Here is a 22,139-nt window from a genome sequence, read left to right on the forward strand (position 1 = left end):
TAGTCCCAGTAAACCTGAAACTTTAAACTTGAAACAAAAATTAGTCATTCTGATTTTTCATTCCGAATAAATCACCTTTTTGAAAAAGTTCCCAATCTTCTTTCAAAGCTTTAGCATTTCTTTTTGTCACTTCAGGCGAATCTAAACCACTCAAATCTGGCTTCCCTGCATTTACCCAAGCAGTATACCAAAAACTTGCTGTTGCTGTGATTGCCTTTTTCATTTGGCTTTCTACCATTCCGTTTAATTGCTCGTGTAGTTTTTTAGCATACTCATCAGAAAAAACAGCTGTATTATATTTGCTTTTCAGTACTTTCCCGTCTGCATCCATTTTAAAAACTTGATTTTCTGGAGTAGCAGTTCTTAATTTTTTATCGATATCTAATAAAGGCTGTGCTAAACTGTGTGTATCATTTATCATATCCCAAATCGCTTTATGAACATCATCATAATAATGAGCATAAGGAACATTTAATTTATAGTTTTTAGCAAATAACTCTGGAAGTCTGCTTTCCCAAAGAGAATGAATTCCTTTTTGATCTGTCAATTGCCCGTCATGATTAGCAGAAGTGTGCAACGGCATGTGTGCGTCGCCAATGTAATGACCTAAATCTGCAGCCAAAAATAAGATCTCTGCTCTGTTTTTATCTTTAAAAGCTTTAGTCAGCTTTGCCATCATATCTTCGATATACCAAGGTAAAATACCGTTATCGCTTAAGAACTTAGCATCATATTTTTTCTTAGCTTCTTCTAAATTCTGTGGATAACTATCAGCAGAACCAAAGTTTTCCATATCAAAATAATGTCTTGGGCCTTCATCCTTATAACTTAAGGCGTATTTACGAATATCTGGCACTGAAGCTTCTTGCGTAATAAAATCGATATGATTATAAAAGAACTCCTGAAGTGGACGTGGCAGTGCCATTACAGCTGCTTTATTAATTCTTTCATGACCAACAATTCCCCAGGATAAAGTAAAAAATCCAACAATTAAAGCACAAATAGCAATTAGTTTTGGATTAGATTTGAAGTTTTTCATTTTTGTTTTTGTATTAGAGGGGCAAATTTACCTTATTTATGGATAATTCAAACAATAACCATTCAAGATTATTAAAATTATTTTATTTAAAATTTTTGAACCATTTAAGTAACATAAATTCATCTCAAAAAAGATTTTTCTTTCGTAAGTTTGTTTATAAACTAAATATTGCAAACATGCGTTTTATTTTACTAAATGTAATCTTCTTTTTATCAACTATTTGTTTTGCTCAAGAAAACGATGTAAAGCCTAAAAATGTAAGCGACACTATTCTAAATTCAAAAAGAACACTTAGATTCTCTGATCCTTTTAATGAAGAAAGGATCATGCAGAAATTATTTCCAGGCAAATTATATCATCTTGCAAATAAAAACACTTTTGTGAGCTGGATTTGTAAAACCTGCAAGCCTGCTCCTTTTTTAGATGTTAATGGTGTAGAAGGCGATCAAATGTTTCCTTATACTGATGGTGTAGCAACAAGGCTTCTTGCTAATATTGATTATTCAGATTCTAAAGATAATAAGTTTAAAATTATTGCTTTTAACCATTCTGTTCACGACGAAGATGGTTTACAAACGGGACGCTTTTCTGGTGGATTGCTGGGAATCGCTAAATTTGCTAAAAATGGAAAAATCTGGGAAATGAGGTCTTTTCAGCCCGCTGTTGCCGCGTTTGGTGCATTTGCACAATGTCCTACACCTAAAATTGTAGAAATTGGAGAAGATCAGTTTGCTTTTACGTTATCGCATATCAATGGTGGCGCGGGCGGTCCTTATGAGGGTTATCTCTATCTTGTAGCTGGTTTTGACGGTAAATATCAGATTATTATGGAAGTTCCTGCTTATCACTTAACTAATGTCGCCAGTATAAATTGGTCAGGTTCTTATAAAGTTGTAGATGATGGCGCAAGAAAACATTTTAGAGATATTATTGTCACCACTAATGGCACTTTTAATAAAGATGCGAAAGCAGAAGATGAATTTGAAGCTTCAATTCCGCAAGAAATTGCTGCAATGGCTAAAACCAAAACTAAATTTGATTTTGAAATAGAAAGACGTTATTCTTTTAAAGGCAAGTCCTATCAGATGATAGTAAAACCTGTTGTGAAATTCACAAATGTAAAATAGTTTAACTCAAATAAAGAATCGATCCTAAAGCCAAAACAGCAATAAATATCCATAAAAAGACACCCTGTAACAAAGGCCTTACTCCTACCGCTTTTAAAGTTGCGAAATTTAAGGTTGCACCAATTAGAAATAATGTAATTGTTAAACCAATTTTAGCAATTCCGACAATATGTGAAGCAAAAACATTAATTGAAGGAACATAAGTATTTAAAAGCATTGCAACAATAAATAAGCCTATAAAATACGGGATTTTAATTTTAGAATTCTTGTTTTTAAAGACAAAAGCTGTCAGTAGAGATATTGGAATAATCCATAAAGCCCTTGCCAATTTCACTGTTGTAGCCACTTGTAAAGCTTCTGCTCCGTATTTATTTGCAGCTCCGACAACAGAACTGGTATCATGAATCGCAATAGCGCACCATAAACCAAAATCTTTTTGAGAGAGATCTAATTGATGTCCGATAAACGGAAATACAAACAAAGCTATAGAATTCAATATGAAAATGACTCCCAAAGCAATTGAAGTCTGATTTTCGTTTGATTTAATTACCGGCGCAATAGCTGCAATGGCACTTCCGCCACAAATTGCTGTTCCGCAAGAAATTAAATGGGAAGTCTTTTTTTCTGTCTGCAGCCATTTTCCAAGAAGAAAGCCAAAAACTAAAGTGCTGAAGATTGACATTATAGTAAGAACAAAACCTTCTTTTCCTGCCGAAACAGCACTATAAGCATTCATTCCAAATCCTAAACCAACAACTGAAAATTGTAATAGAAATGTTATTGCTTTATGATTGAATTCTACAAATGGATTTCCGAAAATGTTTACTAGCAAAACTCCTAACAATAAAGCTATTGGAGGCGAAATAATCGAAAACAAACACAGAAGAATTACTATAGTAAAAAGTACCTGCTGTAATGAATGGTTAATTTCAAGTAAATGCGTCGATGTTTGTTGTTTTGTTTTCAAAATAGGATAATTGATAATTACCCTGCAAAGTTCCGTTGATTAAACGAAAAATACCAATCGTAAATTACAATCGACTATAACTTCAAGTTATAATGAGAAGCTAAATTTTGAATAAACAATTCTGATAATGAATCTGATTTCCCGACTAAAGTAATGATATAAAAGAATCTTTCAATCGATAATTTCTCCACATCTAAAACAATTAATTCTTTATTTCTCAATTCTTTACTTACAGCATGAATAGACATAAAGGCAAAACAATCTGAATTTAGTAAATAAGATTTAATACTTTCCGTACTTCCTAACTGCATTTCAATTTGTAAATCGGAGAATTTCAAACCTACTTTTTTTAATGCAAATTCTATAACTTCAAGTGTTCCAGATCCGCGTTCACGGGTTATGAATTTCATTGATTTTAAATCGTTTAATGAAATTTCATTTTGTTTTACAAAAGAATTGTTGCTGTTGCAAACCAAAACTAACTCGTCTTTTAAAAACGGAATGTATTTTATGGATTGATTTTTTGACTGCCCCTCTACAATTCCAATTTCGATTTCTTTATTGATTAGGGCATTTTCAATTTGTTCTGTATTTCCATTCAGCAAATTAACCTTTATGTCTTTTTGCTTTTGATGAAAATTGGCTAAAACTGGAGAAATAATATATTGCGAAATGGTTGTACTTGCCCCTAACCTTAATAAACCTTGGCGTTCTTTATTGAAAGAACTCATTTCAAAATCTATTTCGCGGTAAATATCAAAAATACTCTTAGTATATTTTAATAGAATCTTCCCAGCAGGAGTTAAAGCAATTTTAGAACCGTTACGTTCAAAAAGTTTGGTTTTATAAGTTTCTTCGAGTTCCTGAATATGTTTGGAAACTGCCGGCTGTGTAATATACAATTCTGTCGCCGCTTTAGTAAAATTAAGGCGGAGCGCAACGGTGTAAAATACTTTTAGCCTAAAATCCATAATCATAAATTTTTAATTCTTAATCTACCTTACTCCGTAATACTTTTTACAATAAAACAATTTAAAATTTTATAACAAAAGCTCAGGTCGATACTCAAAATGCATCGTGTCATAATGTTTCCAATTTCCTCCCCAAATAAAACCATATTTTTCAAAAATTGAAACTAGCTTGAGGGGAATTTGATTTCTATACGAAAGAGCAACTTCTTCATCTTTGCATTTACAATCCCATTGCCAATAATTAGAATTCTTGACATTAATATCTATTGTCATTCCATAACTATGCATACTCAATCGGTTTGTTCCTGAAATTTTTCTCCAACTAAATATACCTCCAATGTCAGTAATATATTTTTTAAATTCTGGATTATGATCTAATTCTGCTGAGAGTTTTTTTACTACTTTATCAATTCCATTTACGGTTGTTACTTTTATTTTCTGATTGACTAATTTTGGACACCAAATAATTTCAGTCATTTTTGATTCAACTTCTGATTTCGAATTACCGTAAATTTTCTTAAAAAAAGCTTCATTTCGAATTCTTCCTGGATCTTCCTTTGGAATTAAATTCTTATCTGCTCTATTATAAACAAACTTAAATTGATCTTCAATATCAGGATTATCTAATAGTTCTTGATTTGTTTTATTTTTAAAATCATCGTAAATTAAATTTGATTTATCTCTAAAAATAATTTTATTGTCTTTATAACCAACAATTTGATCTGGATATGCTTTAATTAATTTTTGAACATTCAATGGAATTTCTTGAGAAAAAGCATTTTGAAAGATAAGGACTAAAAAAAAGAATCGTTTCATTTAAAAACGTTTTAATTGTGAGGAACTAAAAGTCCATTCGGGGGTTTTTAGAGAAGTTCCAAAATCAACAGCGTACCAAGGACTCAACGAACTGTTATTGGGATTTTTTAATATTTGAATTTCCTGTGCTGGCATATAACTTTGTGCTAAAAGCATAATTTTTTGATTATTTTTTGGATTTACAGCCATATCAACTACAATGACAGCGTGACCTGGAAAACCTCCTTTTATAAAAACATCCCCAATTTTTATGTCTGAAACATTAATTGGTTTTAGTTCTTTTTCTAACGAAGCCGTTCCTGCATACATAAAAACCGTCTCTAAGTATTTCCAATAAGTTTCATAACTTTCAGATGGTTTTGCAGTTTTAACCCAACTTGTTTTGTTGCCTTTAACTGCAATTCTGTGACCTGCGGCCCATTTACTAAAATCAGCTCGAAAACCATTTGTAAAATTAAAATGTATTTTATCGTACTGTTTTTGGCCGTAAAAATAATCCGCTCGTAAACGCATCACGGCATCAGCACATTGATGCAAATCCTGTTTTCCAATTGGTAAATCTACAACCGCTTCATAAACATTTCGATTTGGTTTTATAGTTCCATCAAAATACAAAACATTTGAACCCACAGATTTCAATGGAAGGTTTCGTAAAAAAAAATCAAACGAAGTTTTAGATTCTTCTTCTCTCACAAATCCCTGAGGCAGTTGGAAACGTTGCTGAATCGTGTTTCCTAAAAGATTATTATTGGTAGTATTATTTGTCTTTGAAAATGAAAAAAAACAAAGAATTACCGTCAAAATTGCTACAATAAACAAGGATTTAACTCTCATAATTTACATTTTTAATTGACAATCAAAAAATTAAAAAATCCAGATGGAAGTCGATTATATTTCATTACAACAATCCGTTGTATTTTCTTATAAACCACTCTGTAGTCAATAAAACAGCTATCAAAATTAACAGCCAAACCCAATCAATAATTGGAGTTTTAGTTGAAATATTTTTTTCAATTGATTTGTATTCTTTATTTTCTAAAAGTGTATTGATCAAATTATCAGCTTGATCTTCAAAGAAAGCTTTTCCATTTGTTTGCAAAGCCAATTGTTGTAATTTTAAAACATCAGGATTTACAAACTGTTTTTCAATATCAAAATCTAAAATTTCAAAATGACTCGCATATGAAGTATTTGAATTTAATTCTTTTACAGTAAAATTATATTTTCCCGCTGGAAGTCCTTCTAAATTAGCTGAGAAAGAATTACTACCTTTTAACAAATCGTAATTCTTAGTTTGTTTTGTCGTAGCATTTACAACACTAATTGTAAGTCTGGCTTTTTCATCAAACTCATAGTTTTTATTGAAATACTGCGCATTGATGATAATTTCTTCACCAGAATTATAAAAACTTTCATGTGTTACAACCAAAGATTTTTTTGAAGCCGATGAAGCTAAATATTGTACAACTTTATCAATAAAAACATCGTACTTTTCAAAAGACTGATTGTCGACATGACTCTGCAAACGCCATTTCCAGCTGTTTTCTCCTAAAAGAAAAACGGTTCTTTTTCCTTGATTTTCGACGAAAGCCAATAAGGGAGCATTTGTAGCAACATTTCTAATTTTTGATGAAAGTAAAACAGAAACATTTTCGTCAGTACTTATATTTCCAAACGGATTCTGCAAAGGCGGGAAATTTTCAAAACCTATATTATCAATTGCAAAAAGATTAAAATCTGAATGAAATTCACTAAGAAAATCTTCTCGTTGATTGCTCATTTTAAAAATCAGATTATTTTGCTGTTGATTCAGAAAATTAAAATCGGTATTATTTCCAGTTATAATAAAGGTATTTCTTCCAGCTAATTTATTAGAATCAAAAATTGCTTTAAAAGCAGTTGTTGGCTGATACAAAACCAAAACAGAAAATTCTTGTAAATCATTAATTTGATTTGGCTTAACCAATATTACTTTACGTTGTGCATTAACTTCAATGGAACGTTTTAAAGCTGCAATATCTGGATGATTTATAGCCGAAACAATAGCAATAGTAGACTTCTGATCAATTATTTCAACTGCAAAATTTTTAATATTGTTATAGCTGTTTTTTTCTTTTGCAACAGATTGAATACTTGCTTTGTAAATTTGTAATCCAACTTTATCAGCTGGCAAAAGCAAATTGAGTGAAGCTGTTTTTTTTGAAGGTGAAAAAGAGACCTTTTCTTTAGCAACAATAGAATTTCCCTGCGTAATTATAAAATCAGCATTTACAGCTTTTGTGCCTGCATACTGAAGAAAAACTTCTACTGGAAATTTATTTTTATGAAAAGCGTATTTGTTTACGTTAAGCTGATTGATTTTTAAATCGAAAAAAGTGGTTGTATCTCCTACAACTAAGGGATAAACTTTATTGACAGGATCGAATCTGTAAACGTAGTCATTTCCTCTAGTCTGATTTCCGTCTGTAATTATAACAGTTGGAAAAATCAGGTTTTTGTTGATGCTTTTTAAGTTTTTAGCTACTTCATCTAAATTGGTTTGATCACCTTTAAAATCAAATTTATCTGAAGTTTTAAAATCGTTGTCAAATTGATAGGATTGAATTTCAAATTTTTCCTTTAAAGCAGGATTCGAAACCAATTTTTGATATAATTCAATTGCTTTTTTATCCGATTTTAAAGCGGTAATAGAACTTGAATTATCAACAACAATAGCTAAAGGTGTTTTGGTAATTTCTAGCGAATTCTTAGAAATTATCGGATTTATCAATAAAACCAACAATCCGAAAATGGCGAGAAAACGTAAAAAAGCCAAAAGTATAATCACATTGGATTTACTTTTGGCTTTGAAAAAATATTGAAAATACGATAAACCACCAGCAATTACTAAAGAAAGCAATAATAAAAGAATCGTGTTTGTCGTCATATTTATTTTTTAGTTTATGGTTTTTAGTTTAAAGTTTATGGTTGTGAACTATAAACAACAAACCATAAACAATCAACTTATTAAGTAAGCATTCCTCCGCAAACGTTAAGTACTTGACCAGTAATGTAAGCGCTCATGTCAGAAGCCAAGAAAAGACAAGCATTTGCAACATCTTCTGTAGTTCCACCGCGTTTCAATGGAATACCTTCTCTCCATCCTTTCACTACATCTTCTGATAATTTTGCAGTCATTTCAGTTTCAATAAAACCTGGAGCGATTGCGTTGCAACGAATGTTACGAGAACCTAACTCTAATGCTACAGATTTTGTAAATCCGATTGCACCCGCTTTAGAAGCGGCATAGTTTGTTTGACCAGCATTTCCAGAAACTCCTACTACAGAGCTAATATTAATGATTGATCCAGCTCTTTGTTTTAAGAATGTTTTTTGAATCGCTTTTGTCATATTAAAAACCGATTTCAAGTTTACATCTATTACCTGGTCGAAATCTGCCTCAGACATACGCATTAACAAATTGTCTTTTGTAATTCCGGCATTGTTGATTAAGATATCTACAGTTCCAAAATCTGCTAAAACAGCATCTACGAAGGTTTGCGCTTCGTTAAAATCTGCTGCGTTTGACTGATATCCTTTTGCTTTAACTCCTAAAGCATTTAATTCTGCTTCTAAGGCTTCTGCAGAAGCAGCAGATGAACTGTATGTAAAAGCCACGTTAGCTCCATGTTTAGCAAAAACTTCAGCAATTCCTTTTCCGATTCCACGGCTTGCACCAGTAATAATTGCAACTTTTCCTTCTAGTAATTTCATATTAAGGTATTCGTTTTTATTTTTTGAAATACAAATATAGAGTATTTGGGCGTTTAATAAAATTTGTCGTATAAAAAATGGCTTAATAATTTTATTCGTTTATAAAACAAAAAAACAGCTCAATAAATGAGCTGTCTTCTCCAAAATAAAAAAATAAAACTAAAATTTAATTGTTTTTCTGTTTGGTTTACGAATTACAATTGATAGCAAAAAATGTACTGTTTCAATTGAATCGAACTATCTTACTCTGTTTTCTTTCCTCTTCTTGATTTGATCAAAAACCATCCAGCCAATGCCAATTATTATCGAGAGATATAAGTAGGACCTTAAATAGTCATAATATTTTTCATTAATAATAAGAAGTCCTATCCACCAAAAGAAAACTGCAATAATCGATGGTGTTACTATTTTTTTTATCATAATTCAAGATGTTGGAAATTTGATTATTTAATTTAAAAGCAACTCAAAAAAAAAATGAGTTGCTTTTAATTAAGATAAAATATTAGTTTATAATGTATGTTGTTATTCTAAATCCACTGTCCGCAGCACTAGTAAAAGTGTAAATAACATTACTATATGTGATCTTGAAATTTTCTTTCTTAACATATAGTCCTTTCGGGTTAGTAAATTCATCATCAATTTCTTTTAAGTAAGCTGGCGTACTGATTCCCCCAGCCCAAAAATCGTGGGTAAGAATTAAAGTTTTATTTACAGCATCTTCTTTTGATGTTACGACATGATTTAAAGAAGCTTTTCCTCCATTGAAATTATAGCTAATATAAGTCTGATTAGCTGCTGTATTAAAATAAAGATAAATACTAGAAATAGACTGATTAGCTGGCAATGCTGCATTTGCTTTAGCTACCAAACTCTTAAAATAGTTACTTGTTGTTGGTGCAACAGCTAAATTAGCTGCTATATAACCAAAATATTTATAAGGATTTCCTTTTCCACTTAATAGAAGTTTATAATCGTCTGTTAAAACTAAAGGTTTGTTAGAATATTTAATAGTTGCACTTACCCCATTTGTACCTGTAGAAGTGAAACTACCATCTGCGTCATTGTAAACAAAAGTACTTAGTTTTTGGCCTCCTACTTCTATTGCCGGATTTACAACAATCCCCGTAGGCGAATAACCAATTCCTAATTCGTAGCTAAATGAAAAACCTGCTTCTACCGAATTTGCTTCAGCAAAACGAGTAATTGGAGAAAAACTGAAATCAAATTGATGTTTAGTTGTTCCATCATTTGTTTCTAAAAGTCTGAATAATGGTCTTGCAGAAGAGCCTATAACATTTGGTATCATGGCATAGTTTTTAGGCAAATTATCCCAATCTGCTTTTGTTGCTTTTACAAAACGTATTTCTTGTTTATTTCTATTGGCTTTAAAAATAATTTCACCATTTTCTTGTCCATAATACAAAAATTGAAAATCTCCTAAATATCCTTTAGCACGTAACGCGGCAATAGGATAATTGTCTGATTCAGACAACAGATGTATCCAGTTATTTGTAGTAAATGTTAAACTTACCGTACTACCTAATTGTATCTGATATTCACTTTTACGAATAACATCTGTATCTAGACTCTCATCAAAATCAGAAGCCATTTCCACTGTACCATCAGCTGCAAACTTAAAAAGATGTGTATACCCACCGAGAATTGTGTTATCGGTAAAATAAACTGCTTTCCACCCTTCCGGAGATGAAAGCAATACTTGTTGCAATTCATCCATTCGGGAATTTAAACGCTCGGTTGGTGTTTTGTCAAATAGAGGTTCCGCTTCTGTGCTGTCATTGTTACAGGCTGTGATTTGCAACATTAAAAAAGCTGCAAATAAGTATTTAATTATATTTTTTACTTTCATAATATTGTTTTTTAGTTGTTTACTACTGCAGTTGTATTTTTCTCTGCTTCATCACGTAAAGCATAAAAATCCATATTGTAAGATTCTTTAAAATATTTTACAACCAAAGCTTCCTTGGCTTTTAATGCCGCCAAAGCAGTTGCGCTTTTAATATTAGCAAGAAAAGCCGCGTATTCTGCTTTTGAACTGATTAAAATCATGGCAGCTGTTTCTGCAAAATCTTCATTAATATTCAATCTTGCATAACTAGTTATAAAACCAATTTCATTTGAAACGGGAATTGTATAGTTATACCAATCTGCTGTATAACCAGCTGGAGTAATTGCAGACCAAGACTTTTCATCAAATGGTTTATGCTGATTTAAAATGTGGATGTATTCATGCTGAATAGTGTGTATGAACTCGGTTACATTTGCACGATTCCTTTTGTTGATATAATCTGTTTCAAACAAAGTTACTCGTTGTCCTCCTTCAGCCAAACCAAGTGTTCTTGTTCCTACGCTGTTTAAGTTTACACCTCCAACCAAAACAATTTCTCTTGGCGCAATCTTTTTAACAAAATCAGCACCTCCGATTGTAGCATAACTTTTAAGCCAAATAGTCTGTACTATTTCTAATGCTGGCTTAACTTTATCTATTGTAGGAGGAAACAAAAATCTACTGTTATCAACTGTATTTTGATTCCATTTGTATTGTACATTAATATTATATGGATTTAAATAATTAGTATCTATCCAATTATCTAAAGCAGTTTTTGTAGGCTGATTAAAATCTAACTGACTTTCAGTAGGCTGATCTTCATGCGCACATGAAACTGAAAGTACAGAAACCAATGCCAGAATAGCTATTTTATTATATTTTAAAAATTTCATAAGAATTGATTTTTTAAGATTATCTAGGATTTAACTCAACACCTGTTGCTGATGCATGAAGAGGAATCTGCAAAGCACGGCGCTTATCATCTTTCACTAAAATATTAGCTGGTTTATTGTATGTTTCATGTGTTACCACAATATTGAAACGTTTCACGTCAAACCATCTCATTCCTTCATGTACAAAATCTCTTCGTCTAGTTTCTGCAATAGCTTTAACATAAGAAGTCTGAACTGGTGTCATTGTATAAAATGGCGTGTATTCGTCAGCAATAACTGGATATTTTGCTACAACCTTAGCTTCTGTAACTTTATCAGTAGTTGCATTATAACCTGTAGTTCTTGTAGATAAAAAGTACTCTAATTCGTCATTTGCCAAAGCAATCTGTCCTTTCATGACATGAGCTTCAATTCTATTTAAGAAAAACTCATCATTACTCAATAAAACTTCAGCTGTATAAGGTTCTCCAATTCCAGCAGTCACGTTCGTATATTTAAAATACTCATAAAACTTAGGCACATAAACCGTTATACTGCTATTTGAAGAATAAAAGCTATACAACCATGTTTTATTAAAAAGACTAGTAGCTGATCCAAAAATCTCTGGGTATCTTGCTGCGGAAAGATAAAATCTATTTTGATAAGATGATCTTCGAACGATTGAATTTGGAGAAGCAATCAATAAATTGGTCTCTTCATTTATACTAGCATAAGCAATTCTTTGGTTTTCAAGCGCAAGAAGCTTGTAAGCTGCATAATCTCTTAATTTCCCAACTGGTCTAGCTGCAAAATCATCTGATAAAGCAATTACTTTGTCCCAATCTCCTTTTATTAAATAAAAACGGCTAGCAAAAGCTTTGGCAGCATTTTTATTGAAATGGAATTTTGGCTCTTTATAATCATTTGTCACATATTTTAAACCTTCTTCGATGTCTTTTTCGATAAAATCAAATACTTCTGCAACTGTATTACGCTTGTACTTTACAACCAATTCCTTTTCTGTCTTTGTTATATAAGGAATTCCTAGGTCTGTTGCAGCTGTTGCAGGATTATAACGTTGTGACCAAAAAGACACCAACATATAATGAGAATAAGCTCTAGCTAACAAAGCTTCTCCTTTTTGTGGATTTAAAGTCGCAGGGCTTCCTAATTCTACTATGGCTTCTAATGCCTTATTAGCATGTGCAATTGCTTTATAGCAGGCATCCCAATAATAAGCTTGAGTATCAATTTGAGAATTTTCTGTCTGCATTTCCCAATTGTAATTCTGTTCGTTTTTCAGAATTGTTTCTGGCAACTGGCTATCAAAAACGTTATCAGACATCGTTTCTGCAATATCAAAGTAACTCATTTGTGGATAAGCAGTTACTAATAATTCTGAGATTTTTTCGGGAGTGTCTATTTCAGTTCTGTTATCTGGCTTTTCAGAAAGGAAATCATCGCAACCTACAATACTTACAAGTATCAACAGAGATAAAGTTATTTTAAGTTTTTTCATATTTTTAAATATTATAATGAAACATTTAAAGTAAAAGTATATTGAGAGGTAACTGGCAATGCAACTCCTCCAGAATTACGGAATTCAGGATCTTGACCATTTAGTCTCTTGTCTGAATAAATCAACCAAGGGTTCACAGCTGAGCCTTTTAATGTAAAAGTGCTTACTCCTATTTTTTGCTTGAATTCCTTTGGAAACTCCCAGCTCAATGAGATATTTTTCAATCTTACAAAATCTCCATCAGCTATACGAACATCAGAATAATTATAAGTATTATATGCTCTTGCCAATGTACGTGCTCCGCCATAATTAGAATTTAAACGTTTGTCAGCAATAACTGGAACGTTAGTGTATTGTTCGTCACCAGGATTAATCCAACGATTTGTAAAGTCTTTAGTAAAAACCGTTAAATCATCATAAGTACTATCATATACAGGATTCAAACGAACTTTGTTTCCTCCAGAACCTACGAAAAACACATATAAAGACCAATTTTTATAAGTAAATGTATTTGCTAAACCTATTGATTTATTTGGCTCAATTGAACCTTCATACTTTAAATATTTTGTAACATCAATATTATCTTGAAAATCTGCACCAGTAATATTACTGTCAGCACCATCCTGCATTACAAATGTTGGAAGACCTTCATTATTTAACCCTGTAAACTGATAAGAATACAATGAATTACGTGGATGTCCGACTGTATTTCCTCCGTTTGCATCAATCAAATCGAAAGCTGTTGGTGTATTTTGTAATTTTGTAATTTTTTGATCGTAAACAGAAAAATTCAATGTAGTAGACCATTTAAAGTCTTTTGTGTCAATGTTTTTAGTTGTAAAACCTACCTCAATACCTTTAGTTTCCATATCGGCATTATTACCTTGTCTGATTCTTTGTCCTCCAATTCCTGAAGTAATAACATAATCAACCAAATCAAACGCTTTACGTCTGTAAACGTCTGTTGTAAGTTGAACTCTGTTATTAAACATTCCTAAATCAACTCCAATGTTGGTTTCAAATTGTTTTTCCCAAGTAAGATCGCCATTCTGCAATTCTTCAGTATTAATTCCTGACTCTCTATCATCTAGATTTAAACGATTAGTGATATAACTTTTATAAATTGCCAAAGAGTTTGTAGCAGGTCCTGCTGTAGCAGTTAAACCATAAGAAGCTCTCAGCGCCAATGTATTTATAGATTCTACATTCTTCATGAATTTCTCTTCTGCTACATTCCATTTTCCACTAAAAGTGTAAGTTGGAAGCCATCTAGAAGAATCACTATTTCCTTGTCTGTTAGAACCATCATAACGCCCCGTTACAGAAGCAGTATAACGACGATCGTAAGTATATCCTACTTTACCAAAGAAACCAACGGTTCTTTCTCTTTCGGCATTAAATCCATAGTAAGAATCTCCTCCGTTAATAATTTTTTCAATTAATCTAGGATCAGTAAAAGCAGTTAATCCTCTATCATATTGTAAACCAGCAGCAGTAAAATTGTCACTGTTTCTATCTACAAGTCTTAACTCTGTTCCGAATAATCCTTCTAGTTCGTGTTTATCACTGAATATGTTTCTATAATTTACACTATTTCTTAAATTGTAAGAAGTCATATCGTTTGTAAACTTTCTAAGAAAACCTCCATTTGGCAATACCGAAACTTTTGGAGCAGATAAATCAGTAGGATCTTGGTATAAAAAGATATTATCATTACGAACCAATGTGTTTACACCATCTTCACCATCAGGTGTACCCGCTTTATAAGCTCCTACAACATTCGAAGCTTCTAGAATTTTATGCTGACGGCTAGTATTTGCATAACGAGCAGAACCTGTTAAATTATAATTCCAGTTTTTACTGATTTTATAATCTAAATCCAATTGAAAACGAATATCTTTAACTTGAATCTCCATGAAGTTATTTTCCAATTCGTTGATGATGTTCATCTTTGCCCAGTTATTTCTGTAATATTCTAAATTTCCGTTTTCATCATATGGCCTTAATGTTCGGCTTGTATTTAAAACATAGTTAAATGGATTGATATCAAAATCACGTGTTACTTTTCCAAAAACAACATCTTTTTCACTTTCATAACTTCCCGGGGCACCTTGATCACGAACAGATGCCAAAGTTGAAAGAGTAATATTTAATCTGTCATTAACATAAAATGTTCCTTTAATGTTTGAAGATATTTGTTTCACATCATCAGCGATTGTCCATCCTGGATCTGTGTAATATCCTAAAGAAGCATAAAACGTATTATTTTTTCCTCCACCTGAAAAACTTAAAGAGTGATTTTGAGTAATAGATGGTCTAAATAAAACTTTGAACCAATCTGTATTAGCTAATTCATATTTTTTCAAAAAGTTATTTCTGCTTACTGGGTCATTGTTAACTAAATACCCTCCTGTTTCTGGATTATAAGTGTTAATAGCTCTCCCCATAATATTGTAAACCCCACCATATCTTCCATTTACAGTTGTTGGAAGATCTAAATATCCTTTTGATTCCATTTCTTTAAAGATACTCATCGTCTCTTGAGAATTCAAAATGTCATATTGGCTATAATTTGGCACTGTTCTAACAGTTTGTTCTAAGCCATAAGTGATTTTTAAAGGCGTATCTCTACGTCCTTGCTTTGTTGTTACAACTACAACTCCATTCAATGATCTTGAACCATAAATAGACGTAGCCGATGCATCTTTAAGAATTTCGATGCTTTGAATATCGTTTGCATTTAAACCAGCAACAGAGGAACTCAACAAAGTTTCTGAATTACCTGAAGCTAGATCAGCAAAAGACATATTGATGATATCTTCTTGAACCACACCATCAATTACCCATAACGGCTTTGTATCTCCAAAAATAGAAGAAGATCCTCGAACAGTAATTTTCGGAGCTGTACCAAAGGTTCCTGTAACATTTTGCACAGTTACCCCAGCCGCTTTACCTTCAATCATTCTACTTACGTCAACTACACCATCAACTTTTAATTCTGATCCAGAAATTTTACTGATAGCACCAGTAAATGTTCTTTTTGAAGTTTTTTCGTATCCAGTTGTAACAACAACCTCTTTAAGGTTTTGTCCCGCTTCTGTTAAAACAATTGTTGGTGTAGTATTTTCAATACCAATTTCTTTAGATTCCATACCAACATATGAAATAACTAAACGGTTTACATTAGCAGGCATTTCGATAACGAAATTTCCATCAAAATCGGTTAAAACAGCGGTTTTTGTTCCTTTAGCCATAACTGTAGCACCTGGAAGTGGACTTCCAGTTTGATCTGTTACTTTTCCTTTAATAATTGGGCCAAAAGTCAAAAGCTCAAACAATGAATCGTGATTGTTGATATTTGAAAAAGAACCAGCTGTATTCTTTTGAAGCACAATCTGATTGCTTACTTCTGAAAAAGTAATATTAAAAGGCACTAATATTCTGCTTAGAATACTAGATAAAGTTTCTTGGTTTGCTTCTATACTAACTTTCTGCGAAAGCTGAGGCAGTCTAGAATTATAAGAAAATTTTACACGAGCAGATTTTTCGATTTTAGATAAAGCATTGTCTAAAGTTAGATTTTCGACTGTAATTGTAACTTTAGTATCTAGTTTTTTCTGCCCATTTACATTATTTGCGAAAGTAACACTTGAAAATATAAGTGCTAACACAAATTGAAACAGCGTTATTTTCATGATTTGGTGAAGTAATCGTTGCTTGACAACAGGTTTTTTCATAATTTTGGTTTGTTTTGATTAATACTATTCGAGTGTATTTTAAGAAACATCATAAATTACTCTTTACAGAGAGTGATTTACTAAATTTTAAGTGTCGAAAATGTTACAGCATATTCGGCACTTTTTTCATGCGTTTATTTTCTACATAGGCAGGTATCTTATTATTTTAGTTTTAGACAATCAGTTTAATTTTGGCTTTTTTATTTATTTTTTAATTGAATTAAAACTCTCTAGTTACAGCCAGAAGTCGTAATTACAATCTGATTCCCATTCATTTCATAGTTGGTATCATTGCCAATACTTTTACAGATAATTTTTAGTTTTTCTGCCAATGGCTGATCACTTAATGAAGTAGTTAAACGGCAGTCTTTTAATTTATCATTTGGAAAATCAATATCTACTAAATAGGCCTGCTCAATTGTTTCAAGTATTTGGGCAACTGGGATATCAGTAAACTCGAAACTTAATTGTTCAATATTAGTGACACTATTAACTAAGATTGGATCCGCTGTAATGTTTGTAATTTTATTAAAAACAAAATCTTTACGCGCAAATCGAACAGCCTGATTAGGAAGCAAAATAATTTCTTCATTTTCAACGGAACGAACCATATCATTAGATTTTACTCTTACTTTACCTGTTCTCACCAAAACTTCTACATTTTGCTGATCTGGATACGCTTTTATTCTGAAACTGGTCCCTACAACACGTGTTACAATTTCATTAGCATACACAAAAAAAGGCTTTTTGGGATTTTTACTAATTTCAAAGAAACCTTCACCAGACAAATAAACCTTTCTTTCGTTCCCAGTAAAGATTTTCGGGTAGCTTAATTTACTATTAGGTTGTAACAAAACTGAACTGCCATCTGATAATGTAATGGTTTGAGATTTTTCGGTATTGTTGGTTTGTTCTACCAATCCTTCATTATTTTCCTCAACTAACTCATTGTAAGTTACTATGTTATCGTGTGGTAAAATATCATTTTTAAAAAACCAAGCAGAGAATAAACCAACCAAAATTGCTGCTGCAATTCCAGTTCCCCAGTATCTGATTGTTCTAAGTCTTTTTATTTTTAAAGTTTCTTGAGAAAGTGCTTCTCTTTGTTCAATTCTTTGCCAAGTCAGTTGCAGCGCTTCATGAACTTGACTCGAAGATAATTTTGAGTCGGGTACTCGCATGGCTAAAAGTAAAAGCCTTGCATCTTCAACCAGTTTGGCTCTTTGAAGATTTTCTAAAGTCCATTCTTCCCAGCCTTGTTCATCAATTTTAGATAAAATCCATAATTGAAAAGATTCATCAGCTAAGAAGTCTTCTATTTCGGTATAATTATTACGTTTTTGCATCTTATTATTAAGGTTACAAAAACATAGAGGACAGTTTTTATATTATATACTCACTTATTTAAGATTTTTTTTTGATTTTTTCTTAAAAAATTACAAAAGCCCAGAATATATAAGGATTAACAGAGGAATACTTCCTTTCCATTCTTTACGAAGACTTAGCAAACCACGATGCAATAAATTGTTGGCAGATTGATAATTCACTTCTAAAAGTTCAGCAATCTGATCTACACTTAAACCTTGATGATAACGAAGATATAGCGCTTCTTTCTGGCGCCCTGGTAAATCATTTAATAATTTATTCAAGTGTAAAACACGTTCGGCTGTAACTTCATCTTCGACTAATGCATTTTCTATAGAAAAATCAAATAAAAATTCTAAAACATCGGTAGTTGTTGTTTTTTTAAAAATATAATCTCTTTCATGTAGCCTTGCAATTCTCTTTCTAACACTAGAAAGCAAATAAGCTTTAACTATAACATTATCAAGTAATGATGCACGATAAAGCCAGATGTCAGCAAAGACATCCTGAATACAATCCTGAACTTTTTCAGCAAATGGACAAAGTGAATTTCCATAATTGATTAAATCTCTATAATACTTTTCAAAAAGTAAAGAGAATGATCTTTCGTCACCGTTTTTCAAATTACTCCAAAGAATAAAATCGTCTAACACTTTGTTTTTTAAAATGTGGCTCATAATGCAGAAACTTTGAGGCGTAAAAATCAAATCATTCAAAAAAGTAAACTTTCTTGAAACAACACGTTAATTACATTTATTAAAATTGGCTTTTCATTTGATTCTTTAAAAAAAATCTCATCTTCTTTTTAATCTCTTGCTATTAACAAAAAATAAACAAGATTTTTACATGAAAAGAAGATTTAATTCATACAAAATGAATCAAATTTTAACATTATTTTTTGTTTTTGTGTGATAAATATAGAAAAGCTAATGTTAAAAAACCAATTATTACAAAAAAAATGGAGCTTTTTCTAAATTCGTCAGTATTCGCGGTCTTTTTTTTACTTAATCTTAAATTTACCATATCTTAAATTTTAATTAACTAAATAGAATTACATACTTCATCATTAAAATACCGAATACGGCATTTTAGCCAATTCCTACAAATTTGATATAGTAAATAAATTTGAAGTTTTAGATAGTACTTATGATTAAATGAAATCGATTATTACTTCAACAAAAAAGCCTTACTATAATTAGTAAGGCTTCTTGATATTTCATTAAGTTTCTCTTTTTAAAAAGCTACATTCCATCTAGGTAATTTTGCATTTTCATCTAAGAAATTTTGCAAAACCTGTCCTTCAACAGCAGTTGGAATTGCTTTTACATCTCCAGTAAAAGTTTCGTACCAAACTACTTCAAGGGCAGCAATGTTTTCTAATTTCATTTGAGCTGGCCAAGAATATTTTCTTCCTGTTTTAGCAAATTGGTGTCCGTTTACGATTTTATCGTATAGTCCGCCATTTTTGCTTTTTAAAGTTCCGTCATTCTGAACAGTTCCTGTAGATCCAACCATAATTAATTCTTTCTCTGTTCCTTCAACAGCATAAACAACAAAAACACCAGCACTTCCTTCTGGTGCATTGCAAACTTCTTCTAAACTATCTTCAACTGTAAAAGTAAAACTGTTGCTTACTTTAAATTTTTCTAATTCTTTACTCATATTTTCTTTTCTAGCTTCTAAGATACTGAGGTTCTGAGATGCTAAGTTTTTTCGATATATACCTCAGTTTTTAAAATGTAAAAAAGTCTCAACAAATATTGAGACTTTTTTGGAATTTGTTATTTTGAATATCTGGAGATTATCCAAGTACTTCTTTTACTTTTTTACCAATTTCAGCTGGTGAATCAACAACGTGAATTCCGTTGTCTCTCATGATTTGTTTTTTAGCTGCAGCTGTATCATCAGAACCACCAACAATAGCACCTGCGTGACCCATTGTTCTACCAGCAGGAGCAGTTTCTCCAGCGATAAATCCAATAACTGGTTTACGGTTACCATCAGCTTTTACCCATTTAGCAGCATCAGCTTCTAATTGACCTCCAATTTCACCAATCATGATGATAGCTTCAGTCTCTGGATCGTTCATTAATAATTCAACAGCTTCTTTAGTTGTAGTTCCAATGATTGGATCTCCACCAATACCAATAGCTGTAGTGATTCCTAAACCTTGTTTTACAACTTGGTCAGCAGCTTCGTAAGTTAAAGTTCCAGATTTAGAAACAATACCAACATTTCCTTTCTTGAAAACGAAACCTGGCATAATTCCAACTTTAGCCTCACCTGGAGTAATAACACCTGGGCAGTTTGGACCAATTAATCTAGAATTTCTTTCTTTAACATAATTATTTGCTTTAATCATATCTGCTACAGGAATTCCTTCTGTAATAGCAATAATTACTTTAATTCCAGCATCAGCAGCTTCCATAATTGCATCAGCAGCAAAAGCTGGCGGAACGAAAATGATAGAAGTATCTGCTCCAGCCTGATCAACAGCGTCTTTTACTGTATTAAAAACCGGACGGTCCAAGTGGCTTGTTCCACCTTTTCCTGGAGTAACACCTCCAACAACATTAGTACCGTACTCAATCATTTGAGAAGCGTGGAAAGTTCCTTCGCTTCCTGTAAATCCCTGAACAATTATTTTGGAATCTTTATTAACTAAAACACTCATGATATATATTTTATGTAGTTTTTAAATTTGTGTTGCAAAAATAAGGTTTTGTAATGTATTTTGCCTCTTTTATTGTCAAAAAAATATTAAGAAAATTGACTCATTTGATAACCTCTATAAAGTTTATCATCTTTTATCTGCCAAATCGTTGAAAAATGTGCCAGAAGCATCTCTTCTCTAGGATTCTCAATTGTTTTTACAAAATGAGAATAACGCACTGATACTAAATCATCTTCGCTAATAATATGACTAATTCTAACTTTAGAACGTACATAAGCACGACTAAGTTCGTTGGCCATTTCGATTATCGAGTCATAATCCATCCGAATAAAACCTTTACTGCTGTTCCATTCAAGCGTAACGTCAGGATGCAGATATGTTTTTAAAATTTCGCTATCAATTAAGGCATCTGACTTATAAAATTTCTGAACAAATTCTTTAATAGACATATTACTTCAATTTACTTAAAATTTCAGGAATCTTCTTAATATTGGCTAATTGTTTCAATTTCTCTCTAGATTCTTCAATTGGAGTACCAAAATAAGATTTTCCTCCTTCAACTGATTTTGTCACACCCGTCTGTCCCATTACCACCGCTTTTGTACCGATAGTAATACCACTAGTTGTTCCAACCTGACCCCACATCGTAACTTCATCTTCAATAATTACACAGCCAGCAATACCAGTCTGTGAAGCTATTAAACATTTTCTACCGATAACAGTATCATGTCCAACATGAACCTGATTATCTAATTTTGTTCCTGCTCCAATAGTTGTATCGCCTGTAACTCCTTTGTCAATTGTACAAAGTGCTCCAATGCCAACATTATCTTCAATAACTACTCTTCCACCTGAAACCAGCTGATCGAAGCCCTCAGGACGTTTTTTATAATAAAAGGCGTCAGCTCCTAAAATAGTTCCTGCATGAATAATTACATTATCACCAATAATAGTATGATCGTAAATGGATACATTAGAATGAATCAAACAATTCTTTCCAATTTTTACGTGATTACCAACAAAAGTATTAGGCTGAATAATAGTTCCCTCTCCTATTTCTGCTGTGGGTGCAATAGCAACATTTGCAAATTGAAAAGGCTTAAAGTGTTTGGTCAGAATATTGAAATCTCTAAATGGATCATCAGAAATTAAAAGAGCCTTACCTTCTGGGCAATCCACTTCTTTGTTGATCAAAACAATGGTTGCTGCCGATTGTAAAGCTTTGTCATAATATTTTGGATGGTCAACAAAAACAATATCACCTGGCTCAACCACATGTATCTCGTTCATGCCTAAAACTTGGAAGTCTTTGTCACCAATAAATTTGCAGTTAAGCAAATTTGCAATTTCTTGTAAAGAATGAATCTTTTGAAATTTCATATAGTATAATTAGAAAATTTGTCAATTAGAAAATGAGTCAATTAGAATATGAATATACAAAAATATGTCGATT

At 31.9% G+C, this 22,139-nt stretch carries 18 protein-coding genes; 1 reads left to right on the plus strand and 17 read right to left on the minus strand.

Going from position 1 to position 22,139, the window contains the following annotated elements; genetic code table 11:
* Nucleotides 1-40: 40 nt before the first annotated feature.
* Nucleotides 41-1,039, minus strand: a complete 999-nt coding sequence (locus GSY47_RS24405; RefSeq protein ID WP_179004556.1) for a zinc dependent phospholipase C family protein — start codon at nucleotides 1,037-1,039, stop codon at nucleotides 41-43.
* Nucleotides 1,040-1,215: 176 nt separating this feature from the next.
* Here GSY47_RS24405 and GSY47_RS24410 point away from each other — a divergent pair, with 176 nt between their 5' ends.
* Complete coding sequence (locus GSY47_RS24410) at nucleotides 1,216-2,166, plus strand: hypothetical protein (protein ID WP_219071574.1); 951 nt, start codon at nucleotides 1,216-1,218, stop codon at nucleotides 2,164-2,166.
* 1 nt (nucleotide 2,167) lies between these two features.
* On the opposite strand, the gene GSY47_RS24415 is transcribed toward GSY47_RS24410, so the two are convergent.
* The 16 genes from GSY47_RS24415 to GSY47_RS24490 form a co-directional block, all read right to left on the minus strand.
* Nucleotides 2,168-3,133, minus strand: a complete 966-nt coding sequence (locus GSY47_RS24415; RefSeq protein WP_179004560.1) for a YeiH family protein — start codon at nucleotides 3,131-3,133, stop codon at nucleotides 2,168-2,170.
* Between the two features lie 74 nt (nucleotides 3,134-3,207).
* Complete coding sequence (locus tag GSY47_RS24420) at nucleotides 3,208-4,104, minus strand: LysR family transcriptional regulator (protein ID WP_179004562.1); 897 nt, start codon at nucleotides 4,102-4,104, stop codon at nucleotides 3,208-3,210.
* A gap of 69 nt (nucleotides 4,105-4,173) precedes the next feature.
* A complete protein-coding gene (locus tag GSY47_RS24425; RefSeq protein ID WP_179004564.1) occupies nucleotides 4,174-4,920 on the minus strand; it encodes a M15 family metallopeptidase in 747 nt (248 codons plus the stop codon).
* Nucleotides 4,921-5,754: a DUF4846 domain-containing protein gene (locus GSY47_RS24430; protein WP_179004566.1), complete on the minus strand. Its 834-nt coding sequence runs from the start codon at nucleotides 5,752-5,754 to the stop codon at nucleotides 4,921-4,923.
* A gap of 64 nt (nucleotides 5,755-5,818) precedes the next feature.
* Nucleotides 5,819-7,846: a hypothetical protein gene (locus tag GSY47_RS24435; protein ID WP_179004568.1), complete on the minus strand. Its 2,028-nt coding sequence runs from the start codon at nucleotides 7,844-7,846 to the stop codon at nucleotides 5,819-5,821.
* Nucleotides 7,847-7,926: 80 nt separating this feature from the next.
* Nucleotides 7,927-8,673 carry a 3-oxoacyl-[acyl-carrier-protein] reductase gene (gene fabG / locus GSY47_RS24440; RefSeq protein WP_095929284.1) on the minus strand — a complete coding sequence of 249 codons (747 nt, stop codon included), beginning with the start codon at nucleotides 8,671-8,673 and terminating at the stop codon, nucleotides 7,927-7,929.
* A gap of 502 nt (nucleotides 8,674-9,175) precedes the next feature.
* Nucleotides 9,176-10,540, minus strand: coding sequence for a DUF4302 domain-containing protein (locus GSY47_RS24445; RefSeq protein WP_179004570.1), 1,365 nt, complete (start codon nucleotides 10,538-10,540; stop codon nucleotides 9,176-9,178).
* An 11-nt stretch (nucleotides 10,541-10,551) separates the two neighbouring features.
* On the minus strand, nucleotides 10,552-11,412 hold the full coding sequence (locus tag GSY47_RS24450) for a substrate import-associated zinc metallohydrolase lipoprotein (RefSeq protein ID WP_179004572.1): 861 nt from the start codon (nucleotides 11,410-11,412) through the stop codon (nucleotides 10,552-10,554).
* Between the two features lie 19 nt (nucleotides 11,413-11,431).
* Nucleotides 11,432-12,910 (minus strand): RagB/SusD family nutrient uptake outer membrane protein, encoded by a 1,479-nt coding sequence (locus GSY47_RS24455; RefSeq protein WP_179004574.1) that lies wholly within the window; start codon nucleotides 12,908-12,910, stop codon nucleotides 11,432-11,434.
* 11 nt (nucleotides 12,911-12,921) lie between these two features.
* Complete coding sequence (locus tag GSY47_RS24460) at nucleotides 12,922-16,647, minus strand: SusC/RagA family TonB-linked outer membrane protein (protein WP_179004576.1); 3,726 nt, start codon at nucleotides 16,645-16,647, stop codon at nucleotides 12,922-12,924.
* 230 nt (nucleotides 16,648-16,877) lie between these two features.
* Nucleotides 16,878-17,993 (minus strand): FecR family protein, encoded by a 1,116-nt coding sequence (locus GSY47_RS24465; protein ID WP_179004578.1) that lies wholly within the window; start codon nucleotides 17,991-17,993, stop codon nucleotides 16,878-16,880.
* Between the two features lie 90 nt (nucleotides 17,994-18,083).
* Complete coding sequence (locus GSY47_RS24470) at nucleotides 18,084-18,689, minus strand: RNA polymerase sigma factor (RefSeq protein WP_179004580.1); 606 nt, start codon at nucleotides 18,687-18,689, stop codon at nucleotides 18,084-18,086.
* A gap of 556 nt (nucleotides 18,690-19,245) precedes the next feature.
* Nucleotides 19,246-19,674, minus strand: a complete 429-nt coding sequence (locus GSY47_RS24475) for a hypothetical protein (RefSeq protein ID WP_179004582.1) — start codon at nucleotides 19,672-19,674, stop codon at nucleotides 19,246-19,248.
* Nucleotides 19,675-19,813: 139 nt separating this feature from the next.
* Nucleotides 19,814-20,686 (minus strand): succinate--CoA ligase subunit alpha, encoded by an 873-nt coding sequence (sucD, locus tag GSY47_RS24480; protein WP_115887225.1) that lies wholly within the window; start codon nucleotides 20,684-20,686, stop codon nucleotides 19,814-19,816.
* Nucleotides 20,687-20,772: 86 nt separating this feature from the next.
* Nucleotides 20,773-21,135, minus strand: coding sequence for a nuclear transport factor 2 family protein (locus GSY47_RS24485; protein WP_179004584.1), 363 nt, complete (start codon nucleotides 21,133-21,135; stop codon nucleotides 20,773-20,775).
* A 1-nt stretch (nucleotide 21,136) separates the two neighbouring features.
* Nucleotides 21,137-22,066 carry a UDP-3-O-(3-hydroxymyristoyl)glucosamine N-acyltransferase gene (locus GSY47_RS24490; RefSeq protein WP_179004586.1) on the minus strand — a complete coding sequence of 310 codons (930 nt, stop codon included), beginning with the start codon at nucleotides 22,064-22,066 and terminating at the stop codon, nucleotides 21,137-21,139.
* Nucleotides 22,067-22,139 lie beyond the last annotated feature (73 nt).

Origin of the sequence: Flavobacterium quisquiliarum, from assembly GCF_019308285.1 — a bacterium.
GTDB lineage: Bacteria > Bacteroidota > Bacteroidia > Flavobacteriales > Flavobacteriaceae > Flavobacterium > Flavobacterium quisquiliarum.

Coding starts and splice junctions, on each gene's coding strand:
- GSY47_RS24405 (WP_179004556.1), bottom strand. CDS start 1,039: ATGAAAAACTTCAAATCTAATCCAAAACTAATTGCTATTTGTGCTTTA.
- GSY47_RS24410 (WP_219071574.1), top strand. CDS start 1,216: ATGCGTTTTATTTTACTAAATGTAATCTTCTTTTTATCAACTATTTGT.
- GSY47_RS24420 (WP_179004562.1), bottom strand. CDS start 4,104: ATGGATTTTAGGCTAAAAGTATTTTACACCGTTGCGCTCCGCCTTAAT.
- GSY47_RS24425 (WP_179004564.1), bottom strand. CDS start 4,920: ATGAAACGATTCTTTTTTTTAGTCCTTATCTTTCAAAATGCTTTTTCT.
- GSY47_RS24430 (WP_179004566.1), bottom strand. CDS start 5,754: ATGAGAGTTAAATCCTTGTTTATTGTAGCAATTTTGACGGTAATTCTT.
- GSY47_RS24435 (WP_179004568.1), bottom strand. CDS start 7,846: ATGACGACAAACACGATTCTTTTATTATTGCTTTCTTTAGTAATTGCT.
- fabG (WP_095929284.1), bottom strand. CDS start 8,673: ATGAAATTACTAGAAGGAAAAGTTGCAATTATTACTGGTGCAAGCCGT.
- GSY47_RS24445 (WP_179004570.1), bottom strand. CDS start 10,540: ATGAAAGTAAAAAATATAATTAAATACTTATTTGCAGCTTTTTTAATG.
- GSY47_RS24450 (WP_179004572.1), bottom strand. CDS start 11,412: ATGAAATTTTTAAAATATAATAAAATAGCTATTCTGGCATTGGTTTCT.
- GSY47_RS24455 (WP_179004574.1), bottom strand. CDS start 12,910: ATGAAAAAACTTAAAATAACTTTATCTCTGTTGATACTTGTAAGTATT.
- GSY47_RS24460 (WP_179004576.1), bottom strand. CDS start 16,647: ATGAAAAAACCTGTTGTCAAGCAACGATTACTTCACCAAATCATGAAA.
- GSY47_RS24465 (WP_179004578.1), bottom strand. CDS start 17,993: ATGCAAAAACGTAATAATTATACCGAAATAGAAGACTTCTTAGCTGAT.
- GSY47_RS24470 (WP_179004580.1), bottom strand. CDS start 18,689: ATGAGCCACATTTTAAAAAACAAAGTGTTAGACGATTTTATTCTTTGG.
- GSY47_RS24475 (WP_179004582.1), bottom strand. CDS start 19,674: ATGAGTAAAGAATTAGAAAAATTTAAAGTAAGCAACAGTTTTACTTTT.
- sucD (WP_115887225.1), bottom strand. CDS start 20,686: ATGAGTGTTTTAGTTAATAAAGATTCCAAAATAATTGTTCAGGGATTT.
- GSY47_RS24485 (WP_179004584.1), bottom strand. CDS start 21,135: ATGTCTATTAAAGAATTTGTTCAGAAATTTTATAAGTCAGATGCCTTA.
- GSY47_RS24490 (WP_179004586.1), bottom strand. CDS start 22,066: ATGAAATTTCAAAAGATTCATTCTTTACAAGAAATTGCAAATTTGCTT.